Origin of the sequence: Bradyrhizobium brasilense, assembly GCF_029714345.1 — a bacterium.
In the GTDB taxonomy this organism is placed as follows: domain Bacteria; phylum Pseudomonadota; class Alphaproteobacteria; order Rhizobiales; family Xanthobacteraceae; genus Bradyrhizobium; species Bradyrhizobium australafricanum.
In genome coordinates, this window is the sequence record NZ_CP121669.1 from 3,187,391 (window position 1) to 3,213,142 (window position 25,752).

General features: G+C 63.5%; 27 protein-coding genes. 13 read left to right on the plus strand and 14 right to left on the minus strand.

Annotation, left to right across the window (positions count from 1 at the left end):
* Positions 1 to 72: 72 nt before the first annotated feature.
* On the minus strand, positions 73 to 897 hold the full coding sequence (locus tag QA635_RS14675; RefSeq protein ID WP_225159532.1) for a quinoprotein dehydrogenase-associated SoxYZ-like carrier: 825 nt from the start codon (positions 895 to 897) through the stop codon (positions 73 to 75).
* A gap of 43 nt (positions 898 to 940) precedes the next feature.
* Positions 941 to 1,831, minus strand: a complete 891-nt coding sequence (locus QA635_RS14680; RefSeq protein WP_425249187.1) for a quinoprotein relay system zinc metallohydrolase 2 — start codon at positions 1,829 to 1,831, stop codon at positions 941 to 943.
* Positions 1,832 to 2,034: 203 nt separating this feature from the next.
* Here QA635_RS14680 and QA635_RS14685 point away from each other — a divergent pair, with 203 nt between their 5' ends.
* Positions 2,035 to 2,916 (plus strand): substrate-binding domain-containing protein, encoded by an 882-nt coding sequence (locus QA635_RS14685; protein ID WP_283069889.1) that lies wholly within the window; start codon positions 2,035 to 2,037, stop codon positions 2,914 to 2,916.
* Complete coding sequence (locus tag QA635_RS14690; RefSeq protein ID WP_283069890.1) at positions 2,913 to 3,467, plus strand: PQQ-dependent catabolism-associated CXXCW motif protein; 555 nt, start codon at positions 2,913 to 2,915, stop codon at positions 3,465 to 3,467. Before QA635_RS14685 ends, QA635_RS14690 begins: the two co-directional genes overlap by 4 nt.
* A gap of 22 nt (positions 3,468 to 3,489) precedes the next feature.
* On the opposite strand, the gene QA635_RS14695 is transcribed toward QA635_RS14690, so the two are convergent.
* The 6 genes from QA635_RS14695 to QA635_RS14720 form a co-directional block, all read right to left on the minus strand.
* Positions 3,490 to 3,786 carry a copper-binding protein gene (locus tag QA635_RS14695; protein ID WP_016847793.1) on the minus strand — a complete coding sequence of 99 codons (297 nt, stop codon included), beginning with the start codon at positions 3,784 to 3,786 and terminating at the stop codon, positions 3,490 to 3,492.
* Positions 3,787 to 3,927: 141 nt separating this feature from the next.
* Complete coding sequence (locus QA635_RS14700; RefSeq protein ID WP_283069892.1) at positions 3,928 to 4,545, minus strand: hypothetical protein; 618 nt, start codon at positions 4,543 to 4,545, stop codon at positions 3,928 to 3,930.
* Complete coding sequence (locus QA635_RS14705; protein ID WP_225159529.1) at positions 4,542 to 5,390, minus strand: ABC transporter permease; 849 nt, start codon at positions 5,388 to 5,390, stop codon at positions 4,542 to 4,544. The genes QA635_RS14700 and QA635_RS14705 overlap by 4 nt, the downstream gene beginning before the upstream one ends.
* Entirely contained in the window at positions 5,387 to 6,208 is an 822-nt protein-coding gene (locus tag QA635_RS14710) for an ABC transporter ATP-binding protein (RefSeq protein WP_283069894.1), read from the minus strand. The genes QA635_RS14705 and QA635_RS14710 overlap by 4 nt, the downstream gene beginning before the upstream one ends.
* Positions 6,205 to 7,182, minus strand: a complete 978-nt coding sequence (locus QA635_RS14715; protein ID WP_283069896.1) for a YVTN family beta-propeller repeat protein — start codon at positions 7,180 to 7,182, stop codon at positions 6,205 to 6,207. Before QA635_RS14715 ends, QA635_RS14710 begins: the two co-directional genes overlap by 4 nt.
* 5 nt (positions 7,183 to 7,187) lie before the next feature.
* Complete coding sequence (locus tag QA635_RS14720; protein WP_283069898.1) at positions 7,188 to 8,369, minus strand: ABC transporter substrate-binding protein; 1,182 nt, start codon at positions 8,367 to 8,369, stop codon at positions 7,188 to 7,190.
* Positions 8,370 to 8,515: 146 nt separating this feature from the next.
* On the opposite strand from QA635_RS14720, the gene QA635_RS14725 reads away from it, so the two are divergent.
* Positions 8,516 to 9,037: a DUF3280 domain-containing protein gene (locus tag QA635_RS14725; RefSeq protein WP_283069900.1), complete on the plus strand. Its 522-nt coding sequence runs from the start codon at positions 8,516 to 8,518 to the stop codon at positions 9,035 to 9,037.
* Between the two features lie 188 nt (positions 9,038 to 9,225).
* Here the strand turns inward: QA635_RS14725 and fghA are convergent, their stop codons facing one another.
* Positions 9,226 to 10,065: an S-formylglutathione hydrolase gene (gene fghA / locus QA635_RS14730; protein WP_283069902.1), complete on the minus strand. Its 840-nt coding sequence runs from the start codon at positions 10,063 to 10,065 to the stop codon at positions 9,226 to 9,228.
* Between the two features lie 30 nt (positions 10,066 to 10,095).
* A complete protein-coding gene (locus QA635_RS14735) occupies positions 10,096 to 10,716 on the minus strand; it encodes a response regulator transcription factor (protein WP_016847801.1) in 621 nt (206 codons plus the stop codon).
* A 181-nt stretch (positions 10,717 to 10,897) separates the two neighbouring features.
* Between QA635_RS14735 and QA635_RS14740 the strand changes: the two genes are divergently transcribed.
* Positions 10,898 to 12,262 (plus strand): histidine kinase, encoded by a 1,365-nt coding sequence (locus QA635_RS14740; protein WP_283069909.1) that lies wholly within the window; start codon positions 10,898 to 10,900, stop codon positions 12,260 to 12,262.
* Here the strand turns inward: QA635_RS14740 and QA635_RS14745 are convergent.
* Entirely contained in the window at positions 12,259 to 12,693 is a 435-nt protein-coding gene (locus tag QA635_RS14745; protein ID WP_283069910.1) for a YkvA family protein, read from the minus strand. The two genes, QA635_RS14740 and QA635_RS14745, sit on opposite strands and share 4 nt — an antisense overlap.
* 30 nt (positions 12,694 to 12,723) lie before the next feature.
* Positions 12,724 to 13,698 carry a helix-turn-helix domain-containing protein gene (locus tag QA635_RS14750; RefSeq protein WP_016847804.1) on the minus strand — a complete coding sequence of 325 codons (975 nt, stop codon included), beginning with the start codon at positions 13,696 to 13,698 and terminating at the stop codon, positions 12,724 to 12,726.
* A 420-nt stretch (positions 13,699 to 14,118) separates the two neighbouring features.
* Here QA635_RS14750 and xoxF5 point away from each other — a divergent pair, with 420 nt between their 5' ends.
* From xoxF5 to QA635_RS14790, 8 genes are all read left to right on the plus strand, one after another.
* A complete protein-coding gene (xoxF5, locus tag QA635_RS14755) occupies positions 14,119 to 15,924 on the plus strand; it encodes a lanthanide-dependent methanol dehydrogenase XoxF5 (protein ID WP_016847309.1) in 1,806 nt (601 codons plus the stop codon).
* A gap of 123 nt (positions 15,925 to 16,047) precedes the next feature.
* Positions 16,048 to 16,530 (plus strand): c-type cytochrome, methanol metabolism-related, encoded by a 483-nt coding sequence (locus tag QA635_RS14760; RefSeq protein ID WP_038376554.1) that lies wholly within the window; start codon positions 16,048 to 16,050, stop codon positions 16,528 to 16,530.
* 50 nt (positions 16,531 to 16,580) lie between these two features.
* On the plus strand, positions 16,581 to 17,690 hold the full coding sequence (locus tag QA635_RS14765; RefSeq protein ID WP_024580243.1) for an S-(hydroxymethyl)glutathione dehydrogenase/class III alcohol dehydrogenase: 1,110 nt from the start codon (positions 16,581 to 16,583) through the stop codon (positions 17,688 to 17,690).
* A 33-nt stretch (positions 17,691 to 17,723) separates the two neighbouring features.
* Positions 17,724 to 18,287: an S-(hydroxymethyl)glutathione synthase gene (gene gfa, locus QA635_RS14770; RefSeq protein WP_225159519.1), complete on the plus strand. Its 564-nt coding sequence runs from the start codon at positions 17,724 to 17,726 to the stop codon at positions 18,285 to 18,287.
* A 137-nt stretch (positions 18,288 to 18,424) separates the two neighbouring features.
* Entirely contained in the window at positions 18,425 to 18,907 is a 483-nt protein-coding gene (locus tag QA635_RS14775) for a hypothetical protein (protein ID WP_283069914.1), read from the plus strand.
* Between the two features lie 60 nt (positions 18,908 to 18,967).
* Entirely contained in the window at positions 18,968 to 19,378 is a 411-nt protein-coding gene (locus QA635_RS14780; protein ID WP_283069916.1) for a hypothetical protein, read from the plus strand.
* Between the two features lie 313 nt (positions 19,379 to 19,691).
* Complete coding sequence (locus QA635_RS14785; RefSeq protein WP_283069918.1) at positions 19,692 to 20,831, plus strand: epoxide hydrolase family protein; 1,140 nt, start codon at positions 19,692 to 19,694, stop codon at positions 20,829 to 20,831.
* A gap of 66 nt (positions 20,832 to 20,897) precedes the next feature.
* Entirely contained in the window at positions 20,898 to 22,616 is a 1,719-nt protein-coding gene (locus QA635_RS14790; protein WP_341850424.1) for a metallophosphoesterase family protein, read from the plus strand.
* Here QA635_RS14790 and QA635_RS14795 read toward each other — a convergent pair.
* Both QA635_RS14795 and QA635_RS14800 read right to left on the minus strand, forming a co-directional pair.
* Positions 22,613 to 23,647: an AI-2E family transporter gene (locus tag QA635_RS14795; protein WP_283069920.1), complete on the minus strand. Its 1,035-nt coding sequence runs from the start codon at positions 23,645 to 23,647 to the stop codon at positions 22,613 to 22,615. The genes QA635_RS14790 and QA635_RS14795 overlap by 4 nt on opposite strands.
* Positions 23,648 to 23,731: 84 nt before the next feature.
* Positions 23,732 to 24,196, minus strand: coding sequence for a GNAT family N-acetyltransferase (locus tag QA635_RS14800; protein WP_283069922.1), 465 nt, complete (start codon positions 24,194 to 24,196; stop codon positions 23,732 to 23,734).
* Positions 24,197 to 24,487: 291 nt separating this feature from the next.
* Here QA635_RS14800 and QA635_RS14805 point away from each other — a divergent pair, with 291 nt between their 5' ends.
* Positions 24,488 to 25,120, plus strand: a complete 633-nt coding sequence (locus QA635_RS14805; RefSeq protein ID WP_283069923.1) for an invasion associated locus B family protein — start codon at positions 24,488 to 24,490, stop codon at positions 25,118 to 25,120.
* The last annotated feature ends 632 nt before the right edge of the window (positions 25,121 to 25,752 follow it).

A 25,752-nucleotide genomic window follows, 5' to 3' on the forward strand; every position in this document is an offset into this window, starting at 1 on the left:
CCGGGCTAAAGCGCGATAGCGATCCAACCTGATCTCATCGCATTTTTGCGTCCGTCGTGAGATCGCGAGGCGTCAGGTGCCGGGATTCTCGACCTTCCATTCGTGCTCGAAGATGTGCCCTTCGGTGTCCTTGGCTTCGGCACGGAAGCGCTTGGCGCCGTTCGAGACGTAGGTAAAGCGGATATTGGGATCCTCGGAAATCGAGATTCCTCCCTCCATCGCCAGTACCGGACTGTCGTCCTGCCAGATGTGCAGCTCGTTGACGAAGAAGGCCGGGATATAGAGCTGCGTGACCTGGTCCATCTGCAGGCCTGAATTATTCGGATGCCCGATCATGATTTGGGCTTCCCGCGTGCCGGTCGCTGGTCCCTGTTCGGACTTGGTAAATTGCCGGTAGCGCATCTGGCCGAGGCGGTTCTTGGCTTCCTCGACGTTCTTGCCGGCCGGCGCCGAGCAGCCGCCGGAGGCTTTGACATAGACCTTGCTCACATAGAGCTTGCCGTCGCTGAGCTCCGCGACGGCGTGCACATTGGTGTAGTTGTTGACGCGGACACGGGTCGAGATCTCGGTGACGTTGGCGGCCGGCCCCAGCGTGAACTTCGCGGCCATCGGCGCCGGGTTCTCGTCGATCACAAGCGTGATCGCGACGACGCGGCGGCTGTCGCTCGGTTGCAGCTTGGTGCGCAGCGTCACCGGCACGATCGCGGCGTCTTCCGCACGCATCGGCATCTCGATGCCGATGACATCATTGCCGTCATTCATCGGACGGTTGCTGAAGATGTCCTGGACGAGACCCGGCCAAGGATCATAGGCCTCCGCCGCGGGCGCAGCCGGTGTGCCCAGCGCGATCGTGAGCAGGCTTGCGATGCAAAGCAGGCGGGCGCGATGTCCGGTCATGGTCGCGAAATCCTATACAGCCGCCTCATCATAGGACGAACAGCTACTCCCATTCAATTTCCGAGAATGCTGCAGTTGCGTTGCGGGCGTTGTAGTCGTCGAACAATTGCCAGCGCGGCCGCTCGGCGGCTGCGGCGTGCTCGGCCGCGGCCGTGATCGGTTTGCCGCTTGCGACCAGTGCGCGCACGTCCGCGGCCAGCACCCCAAGATAACGCCGCTCGTCGGCAAGCGCGGCCGGCCACGCGCTCACGGGCCCGTGACCGGGAACCACGCGCTCGGCGGAGATCGCCGCGAGCTCGTCGAGCGCACGCAGCCAGCCCTTGAGGCTGCCGTCGACCACGGGAATATGGATGAGAAACACCATATCGCCGGCGAACAGGGTTCTGGTTTGCTCGTCGAGGACCGTGAGGTCGTTGTCGCTATGGGCGGGCGGCCAGGCTTTCAGGGTGAGGGCCCGCCCGCCGAGGTCGAGCTTCAGCGTGTCCGCGACCAGCACGGTCGGGGGGATGATCTTCACCTCGTTGATCAACGCGTCGCCCATGCTCCGGCGAAACCCGTCGAGGTAGAATTGTCCGCGCGCGGCCAGCGCGCGTGGCAGAGACTTGTGGCCGACGAAGCTGGTCCCGTCGCCGACGAAAGCCGCATTGCCGAAGCTGTGGTCCGGATGCGCGTGGGTGTTGATCACATAGCGGATCGGCTTGTCGGTACGGCTGCGGACCGCGGCGAGCAGCTGTCGTCCTTCGCGGACGCTGCCGCCGGTGTCGATGACGGCGACGGCACTGTCGCCGATCACGAATCCCACATTGGCGATGGCGCCTTCGTTCTCGCGCGTCATCAATGCGGTGACCCCTGTGTGAACGAATATTCCGGGAGCGACTTCGCTTACAGGCAATTCCGCCTCTTGCGCCCGCGCTATGGTCGGAGCCCAAAGCATCAGGAGCAGCGCAAGCACCGAACCGCCATGAGCCATGTTTCCGCCTCAGTTACTCCGCGACGCGCGATCGATGTCGTCGCGTTCCAGTTTGCGCTGCAGCAAGCAGCGCGGCGTGGTCGCGATCATTATTCCTGTTGCACGTCATGGTGCGCCGGGCAATTGCTGGATGGCGGCGATCGATCCGATCAAGAGGAGACCGCGTAATGAGAGTTGTCGGATGCCGTCCTGTTCTGCTCGCGCTTGTCGGCTTCATCGCCTGTCTGGCCGGCCGCGAAACTGCGCGCGCACAGGTCAACGATCAGGGCGAACTTTCCATCGAGCTCATCGATGCCCGCGTGCTGCGCATCTGTGCCGATCCCCGCAACCTGCCGTTCTCGAACGACAAGGGCGAGGGGTTTGAGAACAAGATCGGCGAGCTGCTGGCGGGGAAACTGCAAAAGAAGCTCGACTACATGTTCTTTCCGCAGGCGACCGGGTTCGTGCGGATGACACTCAGCGCGCATCGCTGCGACGTGATCATGGGCTTTCCGCAAGGCGATGACCTCGCGCAGGGCACCAATCCCTATTACCGCACAGCCTATGCGATCGTCGCCAAGCCGGGCAGTGGGCTCGATGAGGTCACGACGCTCGAGGACCAGCGGCTGAAAGGCAAGCATATCGGCATCGTGGCGGGAACGCCGCCCGCGACCAACATGGCCATCAACGGTCTGATGACCAATGCGAAGCCTTATCCGCTGATGATCGATACGCGCTACGATTCGTCGGCCGAGGCGATGATGAACGATCTCGCCAAGGGTGAGATCGACGCCGGCATCCTGTGGGGACCGATGGCGGGCTTTTACGCCAAGAAGGCCAACCCGCCGCTGCACATCACGCCGCTGGTCAAGGAGACCACGGGACCGAAGCTGATCTATCGCATCGGCATGGGCGTGCGGGCGTCCGACCAGAACTGGAAGCGCCAGCTCAATCGCCTGATCCAGGAGAACCAGCCCGAGATCAACAAGATCCTGCTCGACTACGGCGTCCCGCTGCTCGACGAGAACGACCGTCCAATCGGGCCGGAGAAAGCGACCAAATCACCATGATCAGGCTCGCGGCCGTGCTTGCGGTGATGTTGGTCGCCGCTTCGCCCGTCCGCGCGCAGGACCCACCGGTAGAGCCGGAGGGCTATCGCACCGAGGACTACCGCGCGCCGGTGCCGGTGACGCTTGCCGGCGCACGGGTGCTCACGACCGCGGAAGCGGAAGCGATCTGGCGCGACAAGTCCGCCGCGTTCGTCGACGTGCTGCCGCGTGCGCCGAAGCCAAATCTACCCGCCGGCACGGTATGGCGCGAACGGCCCCACCTCAACATTCCCGGCAGCATCTGGCTGCCCGATACCGGCTACGGCAAGCTCGCCGGGCCGACGGAGGATTATCTGCGACGCGGGCTGGTCCGCGCCTCAGGCGGCGACGCGACCAGACTGCTCGTGATCTACTGCCAGGAGAATTGCTGGATGTCGTGGAACGCGGCCAAGCGCGTGCTGTCCTACGGCTACCGCAACGTGGCGTGGTATCCGGAGGGAACCGACGGATGGGAGCGTGCCAAATTGCCGCTGGCGGATGCCGAGCCCGAGCCGCGCGAGGGAGAGCAGTAAGCCTCGCGCGCCACGCGGGCCGTTACTTCTGCTTGTCGAGCTTGTTGATGGTCTTGCCGCCGTCGCTGTCCGTTGTGGTGAACGAGACCTTGTCGCCGGCGTGGAAGGCCTCCAGCGACTGTCCCTTCGGCACCTTGTATTCCTGGATCGCGCCACCGGACGCGCCCACCGTGCCGCCTTGCGTCTGCTGGATCGAGATGGTTCCACTCAGTCGGTCAATCTTGGTGACCATTCCCGACATGGATTGCTGGGCCAAAGCCGCTGTGGTGACCAGGCTCGCGGCGGCAAGGCTGGTCATGACGATCTTGGCTGCTTTCATGGAGGTCTCCCAAGTTCAGATATAGTTGGGGACAACGAGCGGGCAGTGCAGTTTGTTCCGGATCGGCGTGGCCCAACACACTGTTACCCAAAGACCGTCAAAACGGCGCGTTGACGATCCCGGGGCGTTCGGTCGCAGGCCTCAATCGAGCTCCTGCTGGATGGTGCGGCCGAGCGCGAACAGGCGCTGATCGATGGCGGTCGGCACCTCGCAGACGAATTTCACCACGCGCCCGCGGTCCTCGAAGATGCGGGTCTCCCAGACCAGCTGGTTGCCGAGCTCGTCGACCTTGGCCTGATCCGGCGGTGTCGCGTCCTGCAGCGCCTGCAGCTTGAGCGTGTCGTCGCGGATCTTCTCCGCGGCCTCGCGCTGCTTGCGCATCACGCGCTCGAGCCCGTTCATGACCGAGGCGCGCTGTCCGTTCAGCGTATCGAACAGACCGGCGAACAGCAGTTTTCCCGCATTGGCCTTGTCGGCCGCGGCCGCTGACAGGAATTCGGTGATTTCCTTCTGCGCTTCTTCGAGCGGAACGCGGCGCGCCGCGAGCTTGATCGCGAGCGCGCTGACTTTCGGGTCGTCCTTCCACTTGGTCTCGGCATCGCCGAGCGGCGGCCCGGCCCACACCGCGGCCAGCGAGATCTCGGGCACCTTGGCCTGTTGGCAGGGCCAGTCCGGATAGCGCGGGTCGGCAGCCGATGCGGCCTGGTTCGACAGAAACATCGCGAGCAGCGCGCCCAGTCCTGTTCGCCAGCCTGTCATGCCTCGCCTCCGCCGGGTCCGCGGCGCACCAGGCCGCGCGATGGATCGTAAGCCAGGATCGCGCCGATCATGAAGACGACGGTGCAGCCGCCGACCACCGCGAGCGAAACCCAGTTCATCTTGCCGTACAGCGCAAACCGGATCAGCTCCACCGCATGCGTGAACGGATTGCACTGGCAGATATAATACAGCATCGGGCTGCCTTCCTGCACGCGCCACAGCGGGTAGAGGGCCGACGATGCGAAGAACATCGGGAAGATCACAAAGTTCATCACGCCGGCGAAATTTTCCAGCTGCTTGATGCTGGCCGAGATCAGCATGCCCAGTGCGCCGAGCATCAGGCCCGACAGCACCAGCGCCGGAAGCACGGTGAGGTAGCCGATGGTCGGCGGCGCGATGTCCCAGAACCACGCGATGACGAGGAAGGCATAGACCTGGAGCAGCGACACCGCCGTGCCGGCGAGCAGCTTGCAGAACAACAGATAGCCGCGCGGCAGCGGGCTGACCAGCAGCGTGCGCATGTTGCCCATCTCGCGGTCGTAGACCATCGACAGCGAGGACTGCATGCCGTTGAAGAGCTGGATCATCGCCATCAGGCCGGGCGCGATATAGACCTCGTAGAGGATGTAAGTCTCGTAGGGCGGGATGATCGAGATGCCGAGCACCTGCCGGAAGCCGGCCGCGAAGATGAACAGCCAGACCAGCGGCCTGACCAGCGCCGACACGAAGCGCTCGCGCTGATGCAGGAAGCGCAGCGCCTCGCGCCACACGATGCCGTTCAGGCAGACGAGGTATTCCGACAGCGAGAAGCCGCTTCGCTCAGGCGTAACCGTCGTGCTGGTCATGACGGCGGTCTCCCCGCGAGTGTTGCCGTTCCGGTCAGGCGCATGAACGCGGTGTTGACGTCCTGGGCGCCTGCGTCCGCGATCACCCGTGACATCGGGCCGTGCGCCAGCATTCGGCCCTGATGCAGCACGACGAGGTCGTCGTTTGGCATGATCTCGTCGAACAGATGCGTCGCCCAGAGCACGCCGATGCCCTGTTCGGTGACGAGCTGCCGGACATGGTCGAGAATGTCGGCGCGCGCCTTGACGTCGAGCCCGACCGTGGCCTCGTCGAGCAGCAGCAGCCGGGGCCGGTGCAGCAGCGCGCGGGCGATCTCAAGCCTTCGCATCTGGCCGCCCGAGAGATCGCGCACCTTGCTGGCGGCGCGGTCGGCAAGCCCGATGCGGCCGAGCACCTCGGCGCTGCGCAGCCGCGCCTCGCGCCGCGAGATGCCGTGCAGCGCGGCGTGATACAGCAGGTTCTGCGTCAGCGAGAGGTCGAGATCGAGCGTGCGCGGCTGGAACACCACGCCCATCAGCCGCAGCGCTTCACCCGGCGTCCGGCTGATGTCGTGGCCGAAGATCTTGATCTGGCCGTTCTGGATGCCGAACAGCCGCGTCACCAGCGAGAACAGCGTGCTCTTGCCGGCGCCATTGAGGCCCAGCAGCGCGGTGAAGCTCGCAGGCTGAACCGTGAAACTGACATCGATCAAAGCGCGGCGCGGACCGTAGCTGTGGCTGACATTGCCGATCGACAGCGCCGGCTGCACGGCCGCGGCTGTTCCAGGGCCTGCATCCGGCGAGGGCTGGCTCGCGATATGGGCGTCGGTTGCGATCATGGCTGCGCGATCGTGATCCCCCAGGGTAGTTCGCCGACCTGAATGGTCTTGATCACCTTCTGGGCCGCGACGTCGATCACCGAGACGTCGTTGGAGACACCGTTGGTGACCAGCAGGTATTTTTCGTCCGGGGTGAAATCCATGTGCCAGACCCGCTGGCCGACCAGCAGATATTTGAGGACCTTGTGGGTCACACCGTCGACGACAGCGACGCGGTTGGCGGGGCCGAGCGCAACGAATGCGGTCTTGCCGTCCTTAGTCATGCCGATGCCGACGGGCTGGATCGCCTCGTTGCGCAGGCCCGGAATTTCGAAAGTGATCTTGCCGGTCACCTCGCGCTTGACCGGATCGATGATCGACACCGTGCCGCCGATCTCGGAGGAGACCCACAATTCGGAGCCGTCACGCTTGAACTGGGCGAAGCGCGGTCGCGAATCGACCAGCACATTGGCGACGATCTGGCGCGTCGACGTGTCGATGAAATGCGCCATGTTGGTGGTCTCGGAGGTGTTGATCAGGATCTTGCCGTCCGGGCTGATCGTCATGCCCTCAGGCTCGACGCCGACCTGGATGTCGCCAATCCGGGCGCGCTTTTCGAGGTCGATCACGGTGACCGTGTTGTCGTTCTCGTTGGCGACATACATGGTCTTGCCGGCGGCATCCTGGGTGAACAATTCAGGGTCGGGACCGGAGGGCAGGGTGTCGACAATCTCCTGGGTCTTGGTATCGATCACCTGGATCGTGTCGTCGTCGCCGACCGCAACCATCACGAACTTGCCGTCGCGCGAGAACTCGATGCCGCGCGGCCGCTGGCCGACCTTGATGGTTTTGGTCACCGTCCAGCTGCTGGTGTCGATCACCGTGACGGTGTTGCCCTTCTCGTTGGAGACGTAGGCAACGAAGGCGGACGCCGGTGTCGCGGCAAGCCAAACGAGCATCCCGGTCAACAGACAGCGGCGCCACATGCGTTTCATCTCCCTCACTGCAGCTTGCACTTCGTTTCAGGCCGGTCAACTCCGAGCGTGTCGAGTTCGGAGACCTGATGCAGGAAACCTTCCTGCGGCGAGACCGAAACGACCATACGACCATCGGCCAGCAGGATCGGCTGGCGGAGCTGCAGATTCCAGTCTCGCAGGGTCAATCGCGTGCCCTTGAAGGCGGCAATCGAGAAATCCTTGCCCTTCAGGAAGGCGATAACCTTCTTGGGGTCCCCCGAATTGGTGCGGGATGTGGCTTCCCCGATCATGCGCGCGGCGGTCCAGGCCTGCATGTCGAGTGCGGTCATGCGGCGCATGTTCAGCTTGACGAAGCGGTTCTGGATCTGGACCGCGCCCCACTGGTCATGCGCAGCGTCCCAGCTGGTCGGCACGAGGCCCGCCGAGCCCGCCACCGGACGCGGGTCCCAGGTGCGGTACGGCAGATAGTTCGCGAACACCTCGCTCTCGTCGGCGGCGACCAGCACGTCGTAAGCCGGCGCCTGCTGGGTGAACACCGGCATCTGGCGCTGGATCAAGGTCACGCCGCTATCGGTGCGGCGCGCGCCGCCGGTGTCCTCGAAGGTGCGTTCCTGGACGATCTTGGCGCCGAAGCGGGTCGCGGCGCGGCGCAGCGCGTCGGCGTAAAGCTTGTCCTGATCATGCGAGCCGACCACCAGCAGCCAGCGTTTCCACTGCTTCCACACCAGATATTGGCCAAGCGCATCCGCCAGCATCGAGCGGGTGGGTGCGATGTGGATGACATTGGCGCGGCAGTCCTGCTCGCGCAGCCGATCGTCGATCGCGCCGGCGTTCAGCAGCACGGTGCTGCGGTCGCGCAGCGCGTCGGCGACCTTGAGCAAGGCGTCGGCGGGCAGGTCGGTGATGATATAGTCGTTGCGTCCGGCGAGGTCGGTCGCGACCTTGGCGACATCGTCGCTATCCTTGACCTTGACCTCGTCGAGCACGAAGCGCTGGTTGAGGAATTTGCCGGTCGTGTTGTTGTCCTCGATCGCAAGGCGCGCGCCTGCGATGCCGTCATTGTCGGCGGGTTGCTCGACCAGCGAGAGCGTCGATTTGACGCCGGCATGGCCGAGATAGCCGATATGAACCTCGACGGGATCAGCCGCCAGCGCGCCGGTCGCTACCATGCTGAGCGCGATCGTGCCGATCAGCCATCGCAACATAACTCCTCCCGCAGTCTTTTTTCACTCGGTATGGCCTTCGGAAATCCGGCTTCCATGCTGTTGACTTGCAAGATGCCGGAATTGGCCTAGCTTGCAACCCCGCTTTTTGTCGTTGCGACGTTACAAATTACGATTGGTTCACAATCATGAGATCAGCGTTTGCCTTCGCCGTTTCTTTGCTGGTGGTGTCTGCGGCGGCGGCAGCGCGCGCCGAGCCGCCCAAGCTCGCGGTGTTCGACCTCGAGATGATCGACACGAGCCTGCAGGGGGAAGTGAGCGGGCCACGCAGTGATGAGCAGGCGCGGCTGCTCCGGGCCGGCGATCAGGTGCGCAAGGAGCTCGCGGACTCCGGCAAGTTCCGCGTGCTCGACATCGCGCCGGTCAATGCTGCGGCGCATGGCAGCAATCTTCAGGCCTGCGGCGGCTGCGATGTGAAGCTGGCCGGCGAGCTGGGCGCTGATCTCGTGATGACGGGCGTGGTGCAGAAGGTCTCCAACCTCATCCTCAACATCAATCTCTATTTGCGCGACGTGCATAGCGGGCAATTGTTGGCAGCGGCGAGCGCCGACATGCGCGGCAATACCGACGAATCCTGGTCGCGCGCCACCGACTACCTCGTGCGCAACCGCCTGCTCGCGCCGAACTACGGCGCGCCGCAGACGCGGTAGCCTGCGCTCACGAATGGATCTCTGTCATCCTGAGGTGCGAGCCTTGCGGCGCAATTGCGCCGCTGGGCGAGCCTCGAAGGATGAATCGGCCCGGTTACAGCCACACGTAGAAATTCGGGCCGTGCATCCTTCGAGACGGCCGCTTCGCGGCCTCCTCAGGATGACGGGATGAACGGACTGCGTGACGCTCAAGCCTTCAGCCGTGCGGCGTGCCAGCGCAGATGATCGGCCATGAAGGTCGAGATGAAGTAGTAGCTGTGGTCGTAGCCCGGCTGACGCCGCAGGGTGAGGGGGATGTTGGCCTTCTCGCAGGCGGCCTTCAGCAATTCGGGCCGCAACTGCTCGGTGAGAAAGCCGTCGGCATCGCCGTAGTCGACCAGCAGATCGGAGAAGCGGGCACCATCCTCGATCAGGGCAACGGCGTCGTGCCTGCGCCACGCCTGCTTGTTGCTGCCGAGATAGCCGCCGAGCGCCTTGTTGCCCCATGGCACCTGCGACGGCGCTACGATCGGCGCGAACGCGCTCGCCGCCCGATAACGATCAGGATGGCGCAGCGCCACGGTCAGCGCACCATGACCGCCCATGGAATGACCAAGGATCGACTGCCGCGTCGTGTCGACCGGGAACTGCTCGGCGATCAGCTTCGGCAATTCCTCGGTGACGTAGCTCCACATCCGGTAATTGGTCGCGAACGGCTGCTCCGTCGCATCGACATAGAAGCCGGCGCCGAGACCGAAATCGTAGGAGTTGGCGGGATCGCCGGGGACGCCTTCGCCGCGCGGGCTGGTGTCGGGCGCGACGAAGATCAGGCCGAGCTCGGCGCATGCCTGGCGGAATTCGCCCTTCTCGGTGACGTTGGCGTGGGTGCACGTCAGGCCCGACAGATAGGTGACGACGGGCAGCTTGGTGCCGGCCGCATACTCAGGGACGAACACCGAAAAGGTCATGTCGGTCTTGGTCTCGCGGCTTGGATGCCGATAGACGCCTTGCGTGCCGCCATGCGACTTGTTCTGGGAAACCGTCTGCATTGTCGTATTCCTCTTGGTTGGAGCGCTGCGTCAGGCGACGCCGCTCTCGATCGCCAGCCGCACCAGCTCTGCCGAAGTGCGCACGCCAAGCTTCTGGCGCATGATCGATGACGTGTTTGCGACCGTCTTGTATGACGAATGCACCAGCCAGGCGATCTCCGACAGGCTTTTGCCGGAACTGAGCAGGCGCAGGATCTCCATCTCGCGCGAGGTGAGCTTGGAGAGCGGATTTTGCGCAAAGCCGGGCCGCGCAAACGCCACGTTGCGCGCGATCGCCGGTGGCAGATAGACGCCGCCATTGCCGACCTCGCGCACCGCTTCCACCAGATCGTTAGGGTCGCCGGTCTTCGAAACGTAACCCTTGGCGCCGATGTCGATGGCGCGGGCGGCGAACACCGGGTCATCGTTCATGCTGAACATGATGAGGCGCGCAGATGCATCATGCGTCAGGATGCGGCGCGCCAGCTCGAAGCCGGAGACCGTCGGCAGGTTGATGTCGATCACGCAGAGATCGGGCTTCTCCGCGACGAACGCCCGTTCGCCGCTTTCGGCATCCGCCGCTTCCAGCAGCGTGATCTCGGGATCGTCGGCGAACACGGTGCGGCAACCGGAGGCAACGATGGGATGATCATCAACGATCAGAATGCGCATGGCGTTGTTCCGGCGACCTGCTTCGATTCACTCATCATCACGTCGGTTTGCGCGAAGGACAGGTCGGTTCCGACCGGTTGTGCACCTCGTGCGGGATTGCGATAGGGTGCGATTAGATAGCCGGGCAAATTTGGCTGTCAACGATCCTCTCGGAGGAGGGATCGCGGTCGGGGGCAACGTCATGTGGCAAAAGCTATCCTTGCGCGCGCGGATCAACCTGCTGCTGGCGCTGATCCTGGCGCTTGGCCTCGGCATCAATATTGCGCGGCTCGTGCTGGAAGCGGGGCCGCGTGTCCAGGCCGAGGACCAGAGCGTGATCCGCCTGGCGCGTGAATTCGTTGCGACGATCGTGGCCGGTCTCGACGAGGCGCCGGATCCCGATGCGCGGCTCGACCAGATCGTCCAGGACCTGAGCCGGCTGCGTCACGTCAGCATCATGCGGCAGGATGGCGCGACCGCAAAATCTCCTGACCGCCCCGAGGACGCCGGCGATCCGCGCGCTCCGCCGCAGTGGTTCGTCGCGCTGGTTCATCCCGAGCAGACCTCGGTGAGGGTGCCGATCTCGGTGCACGGCAAGCCACAATCGCTGGTCATCACCTCGCATCCCGACGACGAAATCGCCGAGATCTGGGACGGCATCGTCACCCAGATCGAGGTCGGCTCCGCGATCGCGGTCGCGCTGCTTCTGGTCACCATGCTGGTGGTCGGCCGCGCGCTGGCGCCGCTGGAGGCACTGTCGCAAGCCATGACCGGCATCGAGGCCGGGGATTACGATGCCCGCGTCGAGCCCGGCGGATCGCCGGAATTGGCCGCCATCTGTGCCAAACTGAACCATTTGGCGGCGACCCTTGGCGATGCCGTGGAGGGCAAGCGGCAGCTCGCCGAGCGCGCGGTCTCGCTGCAGGATTCCGAGCGCAAGGAGATCGCGCGCGAATTGCACGATGAGTTCGGGCCCTATCTGTTTGCCTTGCGCGCGCATGCCGGCGCGCTGACCCGGCTGTCGGAAGTCGAAAAGCCGGACCCTGCGGCATTGCGCAAGCACGGCAATGCCATCCTCGAGCAGGTCAACGCGCTCCAGCAGTTCACGCGCCGGATTCTGGAGCGATTGCGGCCGGTCGGTCTGGCCGAACTCGGGCTGGCGGAAGCGCTCGGCGCGCTGGTGCGGCTATGGAGCGAAACCCACCCGGAGGTGGAGATCGAGAGCCGCATCTCGCCGGCGCTCGGCGATACCGGCGAGATGGCCGACCTCACGATCTATCGCATCGTCCAGGAAGCACTCACCAACGTGTTCCGCCATGCCGGCGCAACGGCGGTCGATATCACGATCGAACCGGCGGACCGGCAGGCCGGCCTGCGCGGCAGCCGCGACTGCGCCTTGGTGCGGGTTCGCGACAATGGCCGTGGCTTGCTGAGGGATCACAGGCTTGGCCGCGGATTGACCGGGATGCAGGAACGAATCCTCGCGCTCGGCGGCACGCTTAACATCAATTCCAGCGATGATGGCGTGACGGTCGAGGCGCTCGTGCCAAAGGCCGCACAGTCCTAGACGATTGGCTGTCGCCAATATCTGAAAGCCGCCCAAGCCAGCGCCACTGCGCCGGCGATCCAGAGCGCGACGATCGCGATCATTCCCGCCCGGCTGGTCGGACGTTGCAAGACGGCGCCGGCCTCGGCACGGCATTCCGTCATCACCTCGTCCGGCACGAGCGAGATCGCAAGCCAGATGCCGAGCGGCAGCAGGATCAGATCGTCGAGATAGCCGATCACCGGAATGAAATCCGGGATCAGATCGATGGGAGACAGTGCATAGGCCGCGACGGCGACGGCAAGGGCCTTGGCATACCAGGGCACGCGCGGATCACGCGATGCGAGATACAGCGCAACGCTGTCCCGCTTGAGGTTGCGTGCCCAAACCTTGATCGAGGACAGCTTGGTTGAGGACAACTTGATTGAGGAAAGTCTGTTGGCGGACGGCATGGCGCAACGCCAGCGCGTCGGATGGAACCGCTATTCCAGCACCACATCGGCCGGCATACCGCCGTGCAGGCCCTTGTGGACGGAGGAGGGCGCGATGCCGAAATACTTCCGGAAGACGCGGCTGAAATGCGACGAGCTCGAGAAGCCCCAGGAGAACGCGACGTCGGTGATGGTCTTGCCGTTCTGGGACTCCAGCTCCTGCCGGCAATTCTGCAGCCGGGCCTTCCAGATGTAGTCGCTGACCGTCATGCCGCGATCGCTGAACAGCATGTGCAGATAGCGCTTCGAGCAACCGAGCGCCGCAGAAATGCGGTCGATGCAGAGATCCGGATCGCGCAGATGCTCGCGGATGAAGCCCTGGGCCCGCACATAGGTGGCCTCGGCGCTGCCGCGGTCGAACATGGCGCCGGTCTCGCGCAGCGGCAACAGCAGCAAGTCGATCAGCGCATCAGCCACGCCGACGGCGTTGACCGGCGTCAGCGTCGGTGCCTCGCCGAAGGCGGCATGGACGAAATCATAGGCGATGCGGCCGGTGCCGTTGCGCGCCGACAGCTTGCACGGCGCCATCTTGGAAAGCTGGAAGCCGCGCTCCTTGAGCAGGTCCTTTGGAACGATGACGACCTCGTGCCGCGTCAGCGACGGGCTGATGATGGTGTGCGGACACGACACGTCGTAGGCGAAGCAGTCGCCCGGCATGATGTCGAAGTGCAGGCCGTCCTGCTCGAAATGCGAGACGCCGTGGGTCTGGAACACGATCTTGATGTAGGGGTGCTCGCTCAGCTTGATGCGCGAGATGGTATGCGCGATCCGGTGCTGGCTTGCCTCGATCTGACACAGCTTCAGGCGCGATACCGTCGTGAAATTGACCCGGGCTTCGAGCGAGGATCCTTCCAGCGCATCGACGTCGAACTGGCCGCAAAGGTCAGTGAGCGCATCCGACCAGCGCTGAATCTGCCGCTTGGGCGTCAATCCGTTCGTGCTGAGAGAATGGACTGTATCGGACATCTTTCCAGCCACCGATTCGATCCCCACGTGACTGCTCACCGAGCTTAAGTCTGGCCCGGGATGATGCGCCTTCTCCCTGATTCTGAATAGCTTAGGGAGGCGGCGGGATTTCTTCCCGGTTAATGTCGGGTGATCCTCCGACTTAGTTCTAGGCTCGTCAAGCGCAACCTTAGCACGCGTCAATCTGGCATCCGGATCGCGCCGGCCGCGATTGATGCCCTGCAACATGAAGCAAGCTTTCCAGCCAATTCAGGGCCGGGCGACAAAAATCTGACGAAGCTTCGCTTTTGAGCAAACGGCTCTTCTCTTCTGGGCAAGTCAGCGCGCTTCGAGAGGACTATGACTGGGGCACCAAAATGGAAGAAGTGGGGCCGTTTCGGCGGAAACCCTTGAGCTCTTGAACCTGGGAGGAAATCCACGATGCGCAAGATGCTTTACGCGACCGGTCTTGGGGCAATGGCGGTATTTGCCGCCGGAGCGGCCAACGCCAATGACGAACTCCACAAGATGTCGCAGAACCCGAAGGACTGGGTGATGCCGGCCGGAGACTACGCCAACCAGCGTTACTCCAAGCTGAATCAGATCAACGCCTCGAACGTCGGAAAGTTGCAGGTCGCCTGGACGTTTTCGACCGGCGTGCTGCGCGGCCACGAGGGTGGCCCGCTGATCGTCGGAAACATCATGTACGTCCACACCCCGTTCCCGAACAAGGTCTATGCTCTTGACCTTTCGCAGGACAACAAGATCGTCTGGAAGTACGAACCGAAGCAGGATCCGAACGTCATTCCGGTGATGTGCTGCGACACGGTCAACCGTGGCGTTGCCTATGGCGACGGCAAGATCTTCCTGCACCAGGCCGACACCACGCTGGTGGCGCTCGATGCCAAGACCGGCAAGGTGGAATGGACGGTGAAGAACGGCGATCCCAGCAAGGGCTCGACCGGCACCTCCGCGCCGCTGGTGGTCAAGGACAAGGTGCTGCTCGGCATCTCCGGCGGCGAGTTCGGCGTCCAGGCTCATGTGACCGCCTATGACATCAAGACCGGCAAGCAGGTCTGGCGCGGCTTCTCGGAAGGTCCAGATGACCAACTCCTGGTCGACGACAAGACCACCGAGCTCGGCAAGCCGATCGGCAAGGATTCGAGCCTGAAGACCTGGCAGGGCGATCAATGGAAGATCGGCGGCGGCGCGACCTGGGGCTGGATCTCCTACGATCCCGAACTGAACCTCGTCTATTACGGGTCGGGCAATCCCTCGACCTGGAATCCGAAGCAGCGTCCCGGCGACAACAAGTGGTCGATGACGATCTGGGCGCGTAACCCGGATACCGGCGTCGCCAAGTGGGTCTACCAGATGACGCCCCATGACGAATGGGACTATGACGGCGTCAACGAGATGATCCTCTCGGATCAGACGATCGACGGCAAGGCGCGCAAGCTGCTGACGCATTTCGATCGCAACGGCCTCGGCTACACGCTCGATCGCGCCACCGGCGAACTGCTGGTCGCCGAGAAGTACGATCCGAAGGTGAACTGGACCTCCGGCGTCGACATGAAGAAGGACTCGCCGACCTATGGTCGCCCGAAGGTTCTTGATGCCGCGTCGACCGACAAGGCGGGCGAGGACGTCAACGTCAAGGGCATCTGCCCGGCAGCGCTCGGCTCGAAGGACGAGCAGCCGGCAGCCTACTCGCCGGACACGCAGCTGTTCTACGTGCCGACCAACCACGTCTGCATGGACTACGAGCCGTTCAAGGTGAGCTACACCGCAGGTCAGCCCTATGTCGGCGCGACGCTGTCGATGTATCCGCCTCCCGGTGAGACCAACATGGGCAACTTCATCGCCTGGGACGGCAAGACCGGCAAGATCGTGTGGTCGAACAAGGAGCAGTTCTCGGTCTGGTCGGGTGCGCTCGCGACCGCCGGCGGCGTGGTGTTCTACGGCACGCTGGAAGGCTACCTGAAGGCTGTCGACGCCAAGACGGGCAAGGAGCTCTACAAGTTCAAGACCCCGTCGGGCATCATCGGCAACGTCACCACCTATGAGCATGGCGGCAAGCAGTACGTCGCCATTCTGTCGGGTGTTGGCGGTTGGGCAGGCATCGGCCTCGCGGCTGGTCTGACTGATCCGACGGCCGGTCTCGGTGCAGTCGGCGGCTATGCCGCGCTGAGCAACTACACTGCGCTCGGCGGAACGCTCACCGTGTTCTCGCTGCCGCAGCAGTGAGCTGAGCGACCTCGTTCCGGCGCATGGAGCGATCTCCATGCGCCGGTCCGTCTTCAATCTGCACGCGAGGATATGCTTTTGCGTAAGATCTGGTTTGTGAGTGCTGCGATCTTTGTCGTGGCAATGGGTGGAGTTGCCTCCGCCGAGGACGCTGGCGACCCGACCGCCGTCAAGTCCGAGGACGGCAAGTATCTCGACAAGGATGGAAACCCGACGTTCAAGGTTACGGCCGACGGCACGACGGACTGGTACACCTACTCCGGCTATCGCCGCTATCATTCGGAGTGCCATGTCTGCCATGGCCCCGACGGCATGGGATCGACCTATGCGCCGGCGCTGGCGAATTCGCTGAAGACCATGAGCTACGCGGATTTCATGGGCGTGGTCGCGAGCGGACGCAAGAACGTTTCCACGGCGCAGGAGAACGTGATGCCGGCGTTCGGCGATAACCCGAACGTTGCCTGCTACATGGACGACCTCTATGTCTACCTGCGCGCCCGCGCCAATGACGCGGTTGGGCGTGTTCGGCCGGCCAAGCACGAAGACAAGTCGGAAGCCTATGGAAAGGCGGAAGACGCCTGCATGGGGCACAACGACAAGAAGTGAGCCCGTCCGGTGCGAACGAGAAACCTGTTTGACGTTTAGTGGAGACCAAGATGAAGACCCGCGCCGCAGTCGCATTTGAAGCAAAGAAGCCGCTTGAGATCGTCGAGCTCGATCTGGAGGGTCCCAAGGCCGGCGAGGTCCTGGTCGAGATCAAGGCGACGGGCATCTGTCACACCGATGCCTACACGCTCGACGGCTTCGACAGCGAGGGCATCTTTCCCTCGATCCTCGGGCACGAAGGTGCGGGCATCGTTCGCGAGGTCGGCGCCGGCGTGACGTCGGTCAAGCCCGGCGATCATGTGATCCCGCTCTACACGCCGGAATGCCGGCAGTGCAAAAGCTGCCTGAGTCAGAAGACCAATCTCTGCACCGCGATCCGCGCCACCCAGGGCAAGGGCGTGATGCCCGACGGCACCTCGCGGTTCAGCTACAAGGGCAAGACGGTCTTCCACTATATGGGCTGCTCGACCTTCTCGAACTTCACCGTGCTGCCCGAGATCGCGGTGGCCAAGATTCGCGAGGACGCGCCGTTCGACAAGAGCTGCTACATCGGCTGCGGCGTCACCACCGGTGTCGGCGCGGTCGTCAACACCGCGAAGGTGACACCGGGCTCCAACGTGGTGGTGTTCGGCCTCGGCGGCATCGGCCTCAACGTGATCCAGGGCGCCAAGATGGTCGGCGCCGACAAGATCATCGGCGTCGACATCAATGACTCCAAGGAGGCTTGGGGCAAGCAGTTCGGCATGACGCATTTCGTCAACCCGACCAAGGTGGGCGGCGACATCGTCCAGCATCTGGTGGGCCTGACCGATGGCGGTGCCGACTACACCTTCGACTGCACCGGCAACACCAACGTGATGCGGCAGGCGTTGGAAGCCTGCCATCGCGGCTGGGGCGTCTCGGTGGTGATCGGTGTCGCGGAGTCCGGCAAGGAGATCGCGACCCGGCCGTTCCAGCTCGTCACCGGACGGGTCTGGAAGGGCACGGCCTTCGGCGGCGCGCGCGGCCGCACCGACGTGCCGAAGATCGTCGACTGGTACATGGGCGGAAAGATCCAGATCGATCCGATGATCACCCACGTGCTGAAACTCGACGAGATCAACAAGGGCTTCGACCTGATGCACGAGGGAAAATCGATCCGTTCGGTCGTCGTATTCTGAAATCAAAACACCAAGCACTAGGAGGATAGGTCAATGACTGTTCATATCCACCCGTCGGTCGACAATGGCGTCAAGCAAGGCTCCGGCAGTTTTGCCGGCGGCACGCTGGTCTGCAAATGCGCGGACAAGCAGGTCAAGGTCGGCATCAAGGGCGACGTCGCCCACAACCATGCCTGCGGCTGCACCAAGTGCTGGAAGCCTTCGGGCGCCACCTTCTCGGTGGTCGCGGTGGTGCCGCGCGAGAACGTCACCGTGTTGGAGAACGGCGACAAGCTGAAGATCGTCGATGCCGCGGCGGTGATCCAGCGCCATGCCTGCACCGGATGCGGCACCCACATGTACGGCCGGATCGAGAACAAGGGCCATCCGTTCTATGGCCTCGACTTCATCCATCCCGAGCTGTTCCAGGAGTCCGGCTCGGCAGCGCCCGGATTTGCCGCCTTCGTGTCGTCGGTGATCGAGTCCGGCGTCAAGCCGGCCGATATGGCCGGGATCAGGTCGCGGCTCAAGGAGCTTGGGCTCGAGCCCTATGACTGCTTGTCGCCGCCGCTGATGGATGCGATCGCTACCCACGTGGCGAAGTCCAAGGCGGCCTGACGACGGCACCGTGACAAAGGCGGCCTGACCGGCTCGCCTTGACGAGATCCTGCGCCGGCAGAGGGTCTGCCGGCGAGGGATATGCTGGTAGTACCCGTGACCTTGAACCTTGCATGCCCTGCGGACGACCACAGGGCATGCATTTTATTTTCCGCTTTGCCCTCGTCCTTTCCCCGATCCTGCTGCTTTCGCCGGCCCGCGCCGCGTCGCCGGAAGACCGCTATATCGCCGCGCGTGACGCCGCGATCGCCAAATTCGCCAAGCTGTCGAACGACAACAAGATCAATGAGGTCGTCGACAAGGCCGAGGCGGCCGCGCGCGACGAGCTGAGGGGGCAGCTGACGGCCATCCTGTCCCAGCCCGCCCGGCCGGGCTTTGCTTCCGCCCAGCTGAACCTCGACACTCTATATAGAGGCGATATGGGGTTCGGCATGCTGGACGGCCTGCGCTTCGATGCCGACACCGGCAGGGACGGGGCGAAGATCGGAGAAAAGCGTGCCGACGGCAGCTTCGTCGAGCCGAAAGCCCATATCATCGTCACCACCGAGCCTCTGTTCACGCGCTGGCTGCACGAACACAAGACCTGGTGGGACAAGGGCAGCAAGAACGTGCCGCAGTAGGTCGATGCCGCCCTGAAGTTCGAGGGCCTCTACACCCAGGCGATCTCGACCGATGCCGCGGTGGTCAATTTCGACGAGCTGCCGATCGCCAAGCCGGCGTCGGCCACGCTGGCTTACGGCTTCCTGGCCGGCCGCACCCAGGATTCGTTCCCCGACAAGGCCGACGAGGTGTTCGTGGCGGCGCTCGCCGGCGGCAAGATGTATGTCGCCTATGGCGAGATCGAGCCGGCGGTGCAAGTGCCGGCCTGCACCGTGGTCCGCACCGATTACAACAAGAAGGCCGATGCGGCGGCCGAGAAGCTCGAGCGCAAGCAGATCACCAGGCAGGCCTATGACAAGCTCGGCGACCTGCACCAGCAGGGCGAGGACGCGTTCAAGCGCTGCTTCACCGAGCGCGCGCCGCAACAGCCGGCCTTCGCCGCGGCCACCAGGCAAGCCCAGGCGCTGCTCGAGGCGGCGATCGGCAAATAGCTCGGCGAGCTATTGACCAGCGGCAATCCCAACTCTTCAACACGGCATCTTGTCGGTCATGGATGCCAATCAGATAGATTGCCACAACAAGCTCCGTCCTCTGCGACATCAGCGCTTCGATCGCCTGCGCGTGATGTCGATCTATTGTGGCCGATGTCTTAGCAAGATCGCGGTGCCGATAATGGTTCTTGTCGTCAGATTTCGCGGCTAGTCGTGCAGGGTTCGTGCAGGCGGGGTTTGCGGCGCGGGGTTTGATCGGCGACCCGCGCCAGCCTATCTTTCCCCGAAAGTTCAGCATCCCCGGGGAGACGCCATGACCGCCATCAGCCCGTTCCGCATCGCCGTCAGCGACGATGTCCTCGAGGATCTGCGTAATCGGCTGCGCCGGACCCGCTGGCCGGAAGCCGAACTGGTCGACGACTGGAGCCAGGGCGCGCCGCTGCAATGGATCAAGGACGTCTGCCACTATTGGGCCGAGACCTATGACTGGCGGCAGCGCGAGGCGCGGCTCAACCGCTTCAGCCAGTTCACCACGGAAATCGACGGGCTCGACATCCACTTGATCCATGTCCGCTCGAAGCATCCGGAGGCGCGGCCCTTGATCATCACCCATGGCTGGCCGGGATCGGTGGTCGAATTCCACAAGGTGATCGAGCCGCTGACCGATCCGACCGCGCATGGCGGCCGCGCCGCCGATGCCTTCCACGTGGTGTGCCCGTCATTGCCGGGCTTCGGCTTCTCGGCCAAGCCTATCGCGACGGGCTGGGGCGTCGACCGGATCGCGACGGCCTGGGCCGTCCTGATGCAGCGGCTCGGCTACGCCAGCTATTTCGCGCAAGGCGGCGACTGGGGCTCCGCGGTCACGACCGCGATCGGCGGGCAGGATGCTGCACATTGCGCCGGCATTCACATCACGCTTGCGATGTCGACCCGGCCCAATGTCGAGGGGCAGCCGACGCCGGAGGAGACGAGGGCGCTCAACGGCATCAAATATTATGCCGACTGGGATTCCGGCTATTCCAAGCAGCAGTCCACCCGGCCACAGACGCTAGGCTATGGCCTGACGGATTCGCCCAGCGGGCAGGCGGCCTGGATTCTCGAAAAGTTCTGGGCCTGGACCGATTGCGACGGCCATCCGGAAAACATCCTCCGCCGCGACGAACTGCTCGACAACGTCATGCTGTACTGGGTCACCGCAACGGCTGCGTCGTCGGCGCGGCTCTATTGGGAAAGTTTTGGGCCGGGCAAGCGAACCCCGCACAAGGTGAGCGTGCCGACCGGCGTTGCCGTGTTCCCCAAGGAGATCGTCACGCCGGTCCGCAAATGGATGGAGACAAACTTCACCAACATCCGGCACTGGAGCGAGATGCCGAAAGGCGGACATTTCTCGGCATTCGAGCAACCCGAGCTGTTCATCGGCGAGGTGCGCGAGTTCTTCGGGAAGCTGCGCTAAGCCTGACGCGTATGTTGGTCTGAAGCGGTTTGTGACAGAATGCGCCGTGCAACGGAGGACGTCGGCGTGCTGCTTGATCCCCGCCTCGGCGACTTTGAGGACAACGCCGCCAGCCCGGAACAGCGTTCGTTGTTCGCGATCTTGGGTAGCCTTCTGGTTGAGATAAGCCCGGCGAAACTATTGTTCGCCTGGACGGTTTCGCTTCTGCTTCCGGGCGTGCTGCTCGGCCTTGCGCCATTGGTCGCATCCGCCTGGATTTCGACCCTTTCGCAACACGCTCTTGCCCTGTCCGAAGTGGGCGCCGTGCTGATGCTGATTGTGATCGCGGCCTTGGGATGGCTCGGCGGACGACCGCTGCTTCAAATCGCGGAAACAAGCTTCTGGTCGCTGAACGCGCTCGCGGTGCAACCGAGTTATGCCTTCACGCGCGAGGCGCTGGGCCATCTGGCGGAGTTGCTTTGGCGCACCGGCGCAACTCCTGCCGCTCGCACGAGGCTGCGCCGCGGTTGCTCGGTCGGCGCCGGCATACTGCTCTCCGCGGGGGCGGCATTGATCGCGGCCCTGGCCTGGCCTGCCTCGCAATGGACTGCGACCGTCAATGACCTTGTTCTGATCCATCATCTGGTGTTGCCGACGTTCGCGAACGCCGTAGTGCTGGTGTCCTGCTATCTTGCGGTCGCGTCACTGGCCTGGAGCGTGGCCGACGCCAGTATGGAACAACCGGCCGACCTGGCCGGATTCGACGCGACGCCGTCCGGAGGCCGCTGCTGGCGCCTTGCGCATCTGTCCGATCTTCACGTGGTCGGTGAGCGGTACGGCTTCCGCATCGAAAGCGGGACCGCCGGTCCGCAGGGAAACGAGCACTTCAATCGCGTGTTGGCTCGCCTTGCCGAAATTCACACCGTTGATCCGCTCGACCACGTGCTGATCAGCGGCGATATGACGGACGCCGGGCGGCCCGGCGAATGGGCAGAATTTCTCGATGCGTTGGCAGGTCATCCCGAGCTTGCAGCACGCATCATCATGCTTCCGGGCAATCATGACGTTAACGTCGTGGATCGTGCCAATCCTGCGCGCCTCGACCTGCCGTTCAGCCCAGGCAAGCGGCTACGGCAGATGCGTACCCTGTCGGCGATCGCGGCCGTCCAGGGCGATCGCGTGCGCGTCGTCGACGGTTCCGGCAAACCGTCGGCCACGCTGAACCAGGCGCTTGCCCCTCATCATGATCGGATAACACAATTTGCGCAGCACGGGGGCGTGCTCCGCGCAGCGGCGCTCCGTGGCCTGTTCGATGATCAATTCCCAATGATACTGCCGCCGGACCAGGACGGTGGCCTCGGGATCGCCATTCTCAACTCCAACGCCGAAACCCACTTTTCCTTCACCAACGCGCTCGGTTTGGTTTCGGAAGCGCAAACGCGGCGGTTGGAGGCTGCGATCCGTCATTTTCCGACGGCATGCTGGACCATCGCGTTACATCATCACGTCATGGAATATCCCATGCCGGTGAAGACATTTGCCGAGCGCATTGGGACAGCCTTGATCAACGGCAGCTGGTTTGTACGCAGGTTGCAAAGGTTTTCCGATCGGTCGGTGGTGATGCACGGTCACCGGCATATCGATTGGATCGGTACATGTGGTGCGTCGAGGATCGTCTCGGCCCCGTCGCCGGTGATGGGGGCCGACGATGCAGTCAGCTATTTCTATATCCACAAAATGATGGTCGGCCCGGACCGGAAGCTCTGCCTCGCCGAGCCCGAGCGGGTTGAGATTGCCGCAAGCTAGGACGCTTCCGGCTTGTCATGGTGCGATCCGCCACACAGATCGGCTATCCATGCGGCCGACGGACTCTCGGCACAGAAGGTCAGAATAGCGAGCGTGATCGGCACGCCGATGAAGGTCCCAAACAGGCCCCAAAGCGAGCTCCAGAAGAAGATCGCAAACAGCACCAGAAACGGCGAGATCGACAACGTCGAGCCGGCCACCCGCGGTTCGATATAGCTGCCTACCACGAACTGGATGACGTTGAGGCAGGCGAACACGCCAAACACCGCGGGCCAGCTCTCGAACTGCGTCATGGCCAGCAGCGTGGGGAACAGCGTCGCGATGAAAGGACCGACGAAAGGAACGTAGTTGAGGACAAAGGCGATCACGCCCCATTCGAATGCGAATGGCAGCCCGGTCACGGCGGCGAACAGGCCGACCAAGAGACCCGTGACCGCGCTCATCTGCGTCCGCACCAGCATATATTTGCGAAACTTGGCGGCCGTCGCTTTGCTGCCCTTGAGCAGGACGCGCGCAGCTGTGCGATTCTCCAGCCGCTGGATTCGTTGACCAGCGTCTTCGACCTCGAGAAGTCCCAGCACGACATAGACCAGCGCGATGAGCCAGAAACTCAACGTGGTGTTGACGCGCCCCGTGACGTATTGCGTGGTACGCAGCAGCCAGCCGACATTGAAATGCTCCGCCCAGACGCCGGCGAACGAGACGCCATGGCCGTCGAGCCAGATCACCGCGGCATCGTAGAAGGCCTGATACCGCGCCGCATCCGCGATCAAGGAGCGCCCGACGCGGCCAAACCCCCATGCTGCCAGCGAGGCAAACGCGATGCAGGTGGCAACCGTAACAACGACAGTGATGGCGAGCGCGAGGAGCTTCGGCAGCCACGACTGAAGCCGTTGCTGAACGGGCCAGACGATCGCGATGATGAACAGGGCGGCCACAAGCGGGGCAAGCACGCTGCGCGCCTGAGCCACCGCCGCAATGACCAGCACCGCGGCGATGATGCCGGTCGTGATCTTCAACCCGCCAGCCATTCTTGGGTTACCCGATCTCCGTGAACGCAGACATTGTCAATCTGTCTCGTCGCGCGACAAGACGGAAATGGACTTGCGGCGCAGCTACAGCAATGCTCGATAGATCCCCGGCGCGGAGCCTTCGATGGCCACCGCGCCGACAGCTTTCGTATAGAATTCCGCCGGCCCGACGCCGCCGATGATGGCGTAGCCGAACCCCTGGTGCTTCATGTCCTCGAGGCAGGCAAACAGCAGCGCCTTGCCGATTCCTCCCTGCTGCGCCTTCGGCGCGACCCCGGTCGGACCGAAGAAGTTGCGACAGGCCGCGTCGTGGCAGGCGAATCCGAGGATTTTCTTTTGCTGGATCGCGATGAAGCAGGAGACCGGTTGGCGGGTGAACGCGACCTCGGTTTCGCTGGCCCACGCCTCGCTGAATGTCTCCCGCACCCAGGCCACAACCTTGTGCTTTTCCGGGGCGAGCGCGCGGCGCATGACAATTCCGGCCTTGAGCAATCGATCGTAGGCGGGCCGGGAATCGGGCAGGGCGTAGAGCTTGACGAGCATGTCCATCCGGTGAGCTTAGTTGAAAACGCATCCCGCGGGCAAATCACGGGAGCAAGGTGGCGGCGCCCGACTACCATTTGCGTTGTTGCTTGTTCGCGGTCCTGGCTTCACGTGCAATTGCCCAGAAATACCCGCCGCAGAATGCAACGATCGCGACAATCACGCCGGCGGCGATCAGCTCTTGCATATCAGCGGTTCTCCAAGTAGGTGTATCTCGTTCATGTGGGAATTATGCCCACGAATACGCCGACGAAAAGGCAGATCGGTTTCGGGACGTAACGAGGCGGAGCGAATGCAATGGTGACGGTTAGCGCAGCAGGCAGGCGTCTTCGGGCGATCGCCGCTCTCGTCGTCATGGCCGGCGTCGGTTCGGCGCAAGCCGCCCGAACTCCCGATGTGTCGGATGCCAGTGGGAGCACCGTCTCCATCCCGATCGACACGCGGAGCAAGACGTCCGCGATGGACGGCGTGGTCCGCGCCGTCCATCTTCCCAAGGGCGCTTCCGCGATCAGCGAAACCTACGGAGACTGGATCGTCAAATGCCAGCTCGACGGCGGGGCCAAGCTGTGTACCCTCGGGCAGACACAACTCGCCAAGGAGACCAATCAGCAAATCTTCGCCATCGAACTGATTCCCAGGGACGGAAAGGCCGAAGGCAACATCTTGATGCCGTTCGGGCTGAAGTTCGACGCCGGGGCCGTCCTCAAGCTTGACGGCAAGGATCTGGAGCAGACGCGCTTCTCCACCTGCACGACGCAAGGCTGCTTGCTGCCGGTATCCTTTCCCACGGTCGTGACCGACACCATCAGCAAGGCCAAAACGCTCACCGTTGCCGCACAGAACATCAGCAACGGGCAGGCCGTCGTCTTTAACGTCCCCCTCAACGGCTTCGCCGCGGCGCTGGAGCGCACCATTCAGCTCGGAAGCTGAGCGGCACGACGCTCCGCGCCCACCGCACGACGGATGCGACAAATCACCCCGACGGGCAAAATCCCGCTTCCGTCGTCGGGCAAATCAGTGATCCAATTCCGCCCGTCTCACCCGATTGAGGGGCGCTTCGCGGTCGTCATGAACGCGGTGTGAGATGCGGTGGACGCCGAGCGTGGTACTGACGAGAGCACGCGAAGCGGACGGCGAAGTCGTGTGGTCCTGACGCCCTAGCGGCAGGTGTCTTTTCCGATTGCGCAGTGCGCGTTGCGAAGACGGTGACAAAAAAAGCCCAGTCTCGCCGGGGAGAGCACGAAATAAGCCGTAGCCCATCGCGCAGGGAAAGCCGGATTGCTCCGGTTACACCTGTGGTCCTACCCCCGAGCTTTCTACCCATTGCTCGGGGCCCATGGGTGCGATCGGCACCCGGCTTTCCCTGCGCCCTCTGTTCAAGAGAGGGCGGAACGAAGAGCAAAGCTCGGGCGAAACACGCCGCGAGAATGCGGATGTGTGACCCACAGATCGTGCAACAAATTTCAGCGTCGTCCCGGCGAAGGCCGGGACCCATTACCACGAATGCGAATTGTTGCGCGACGCTGGGGCCACGGCCTGTTTTTCAACAACGCTACCCTGTG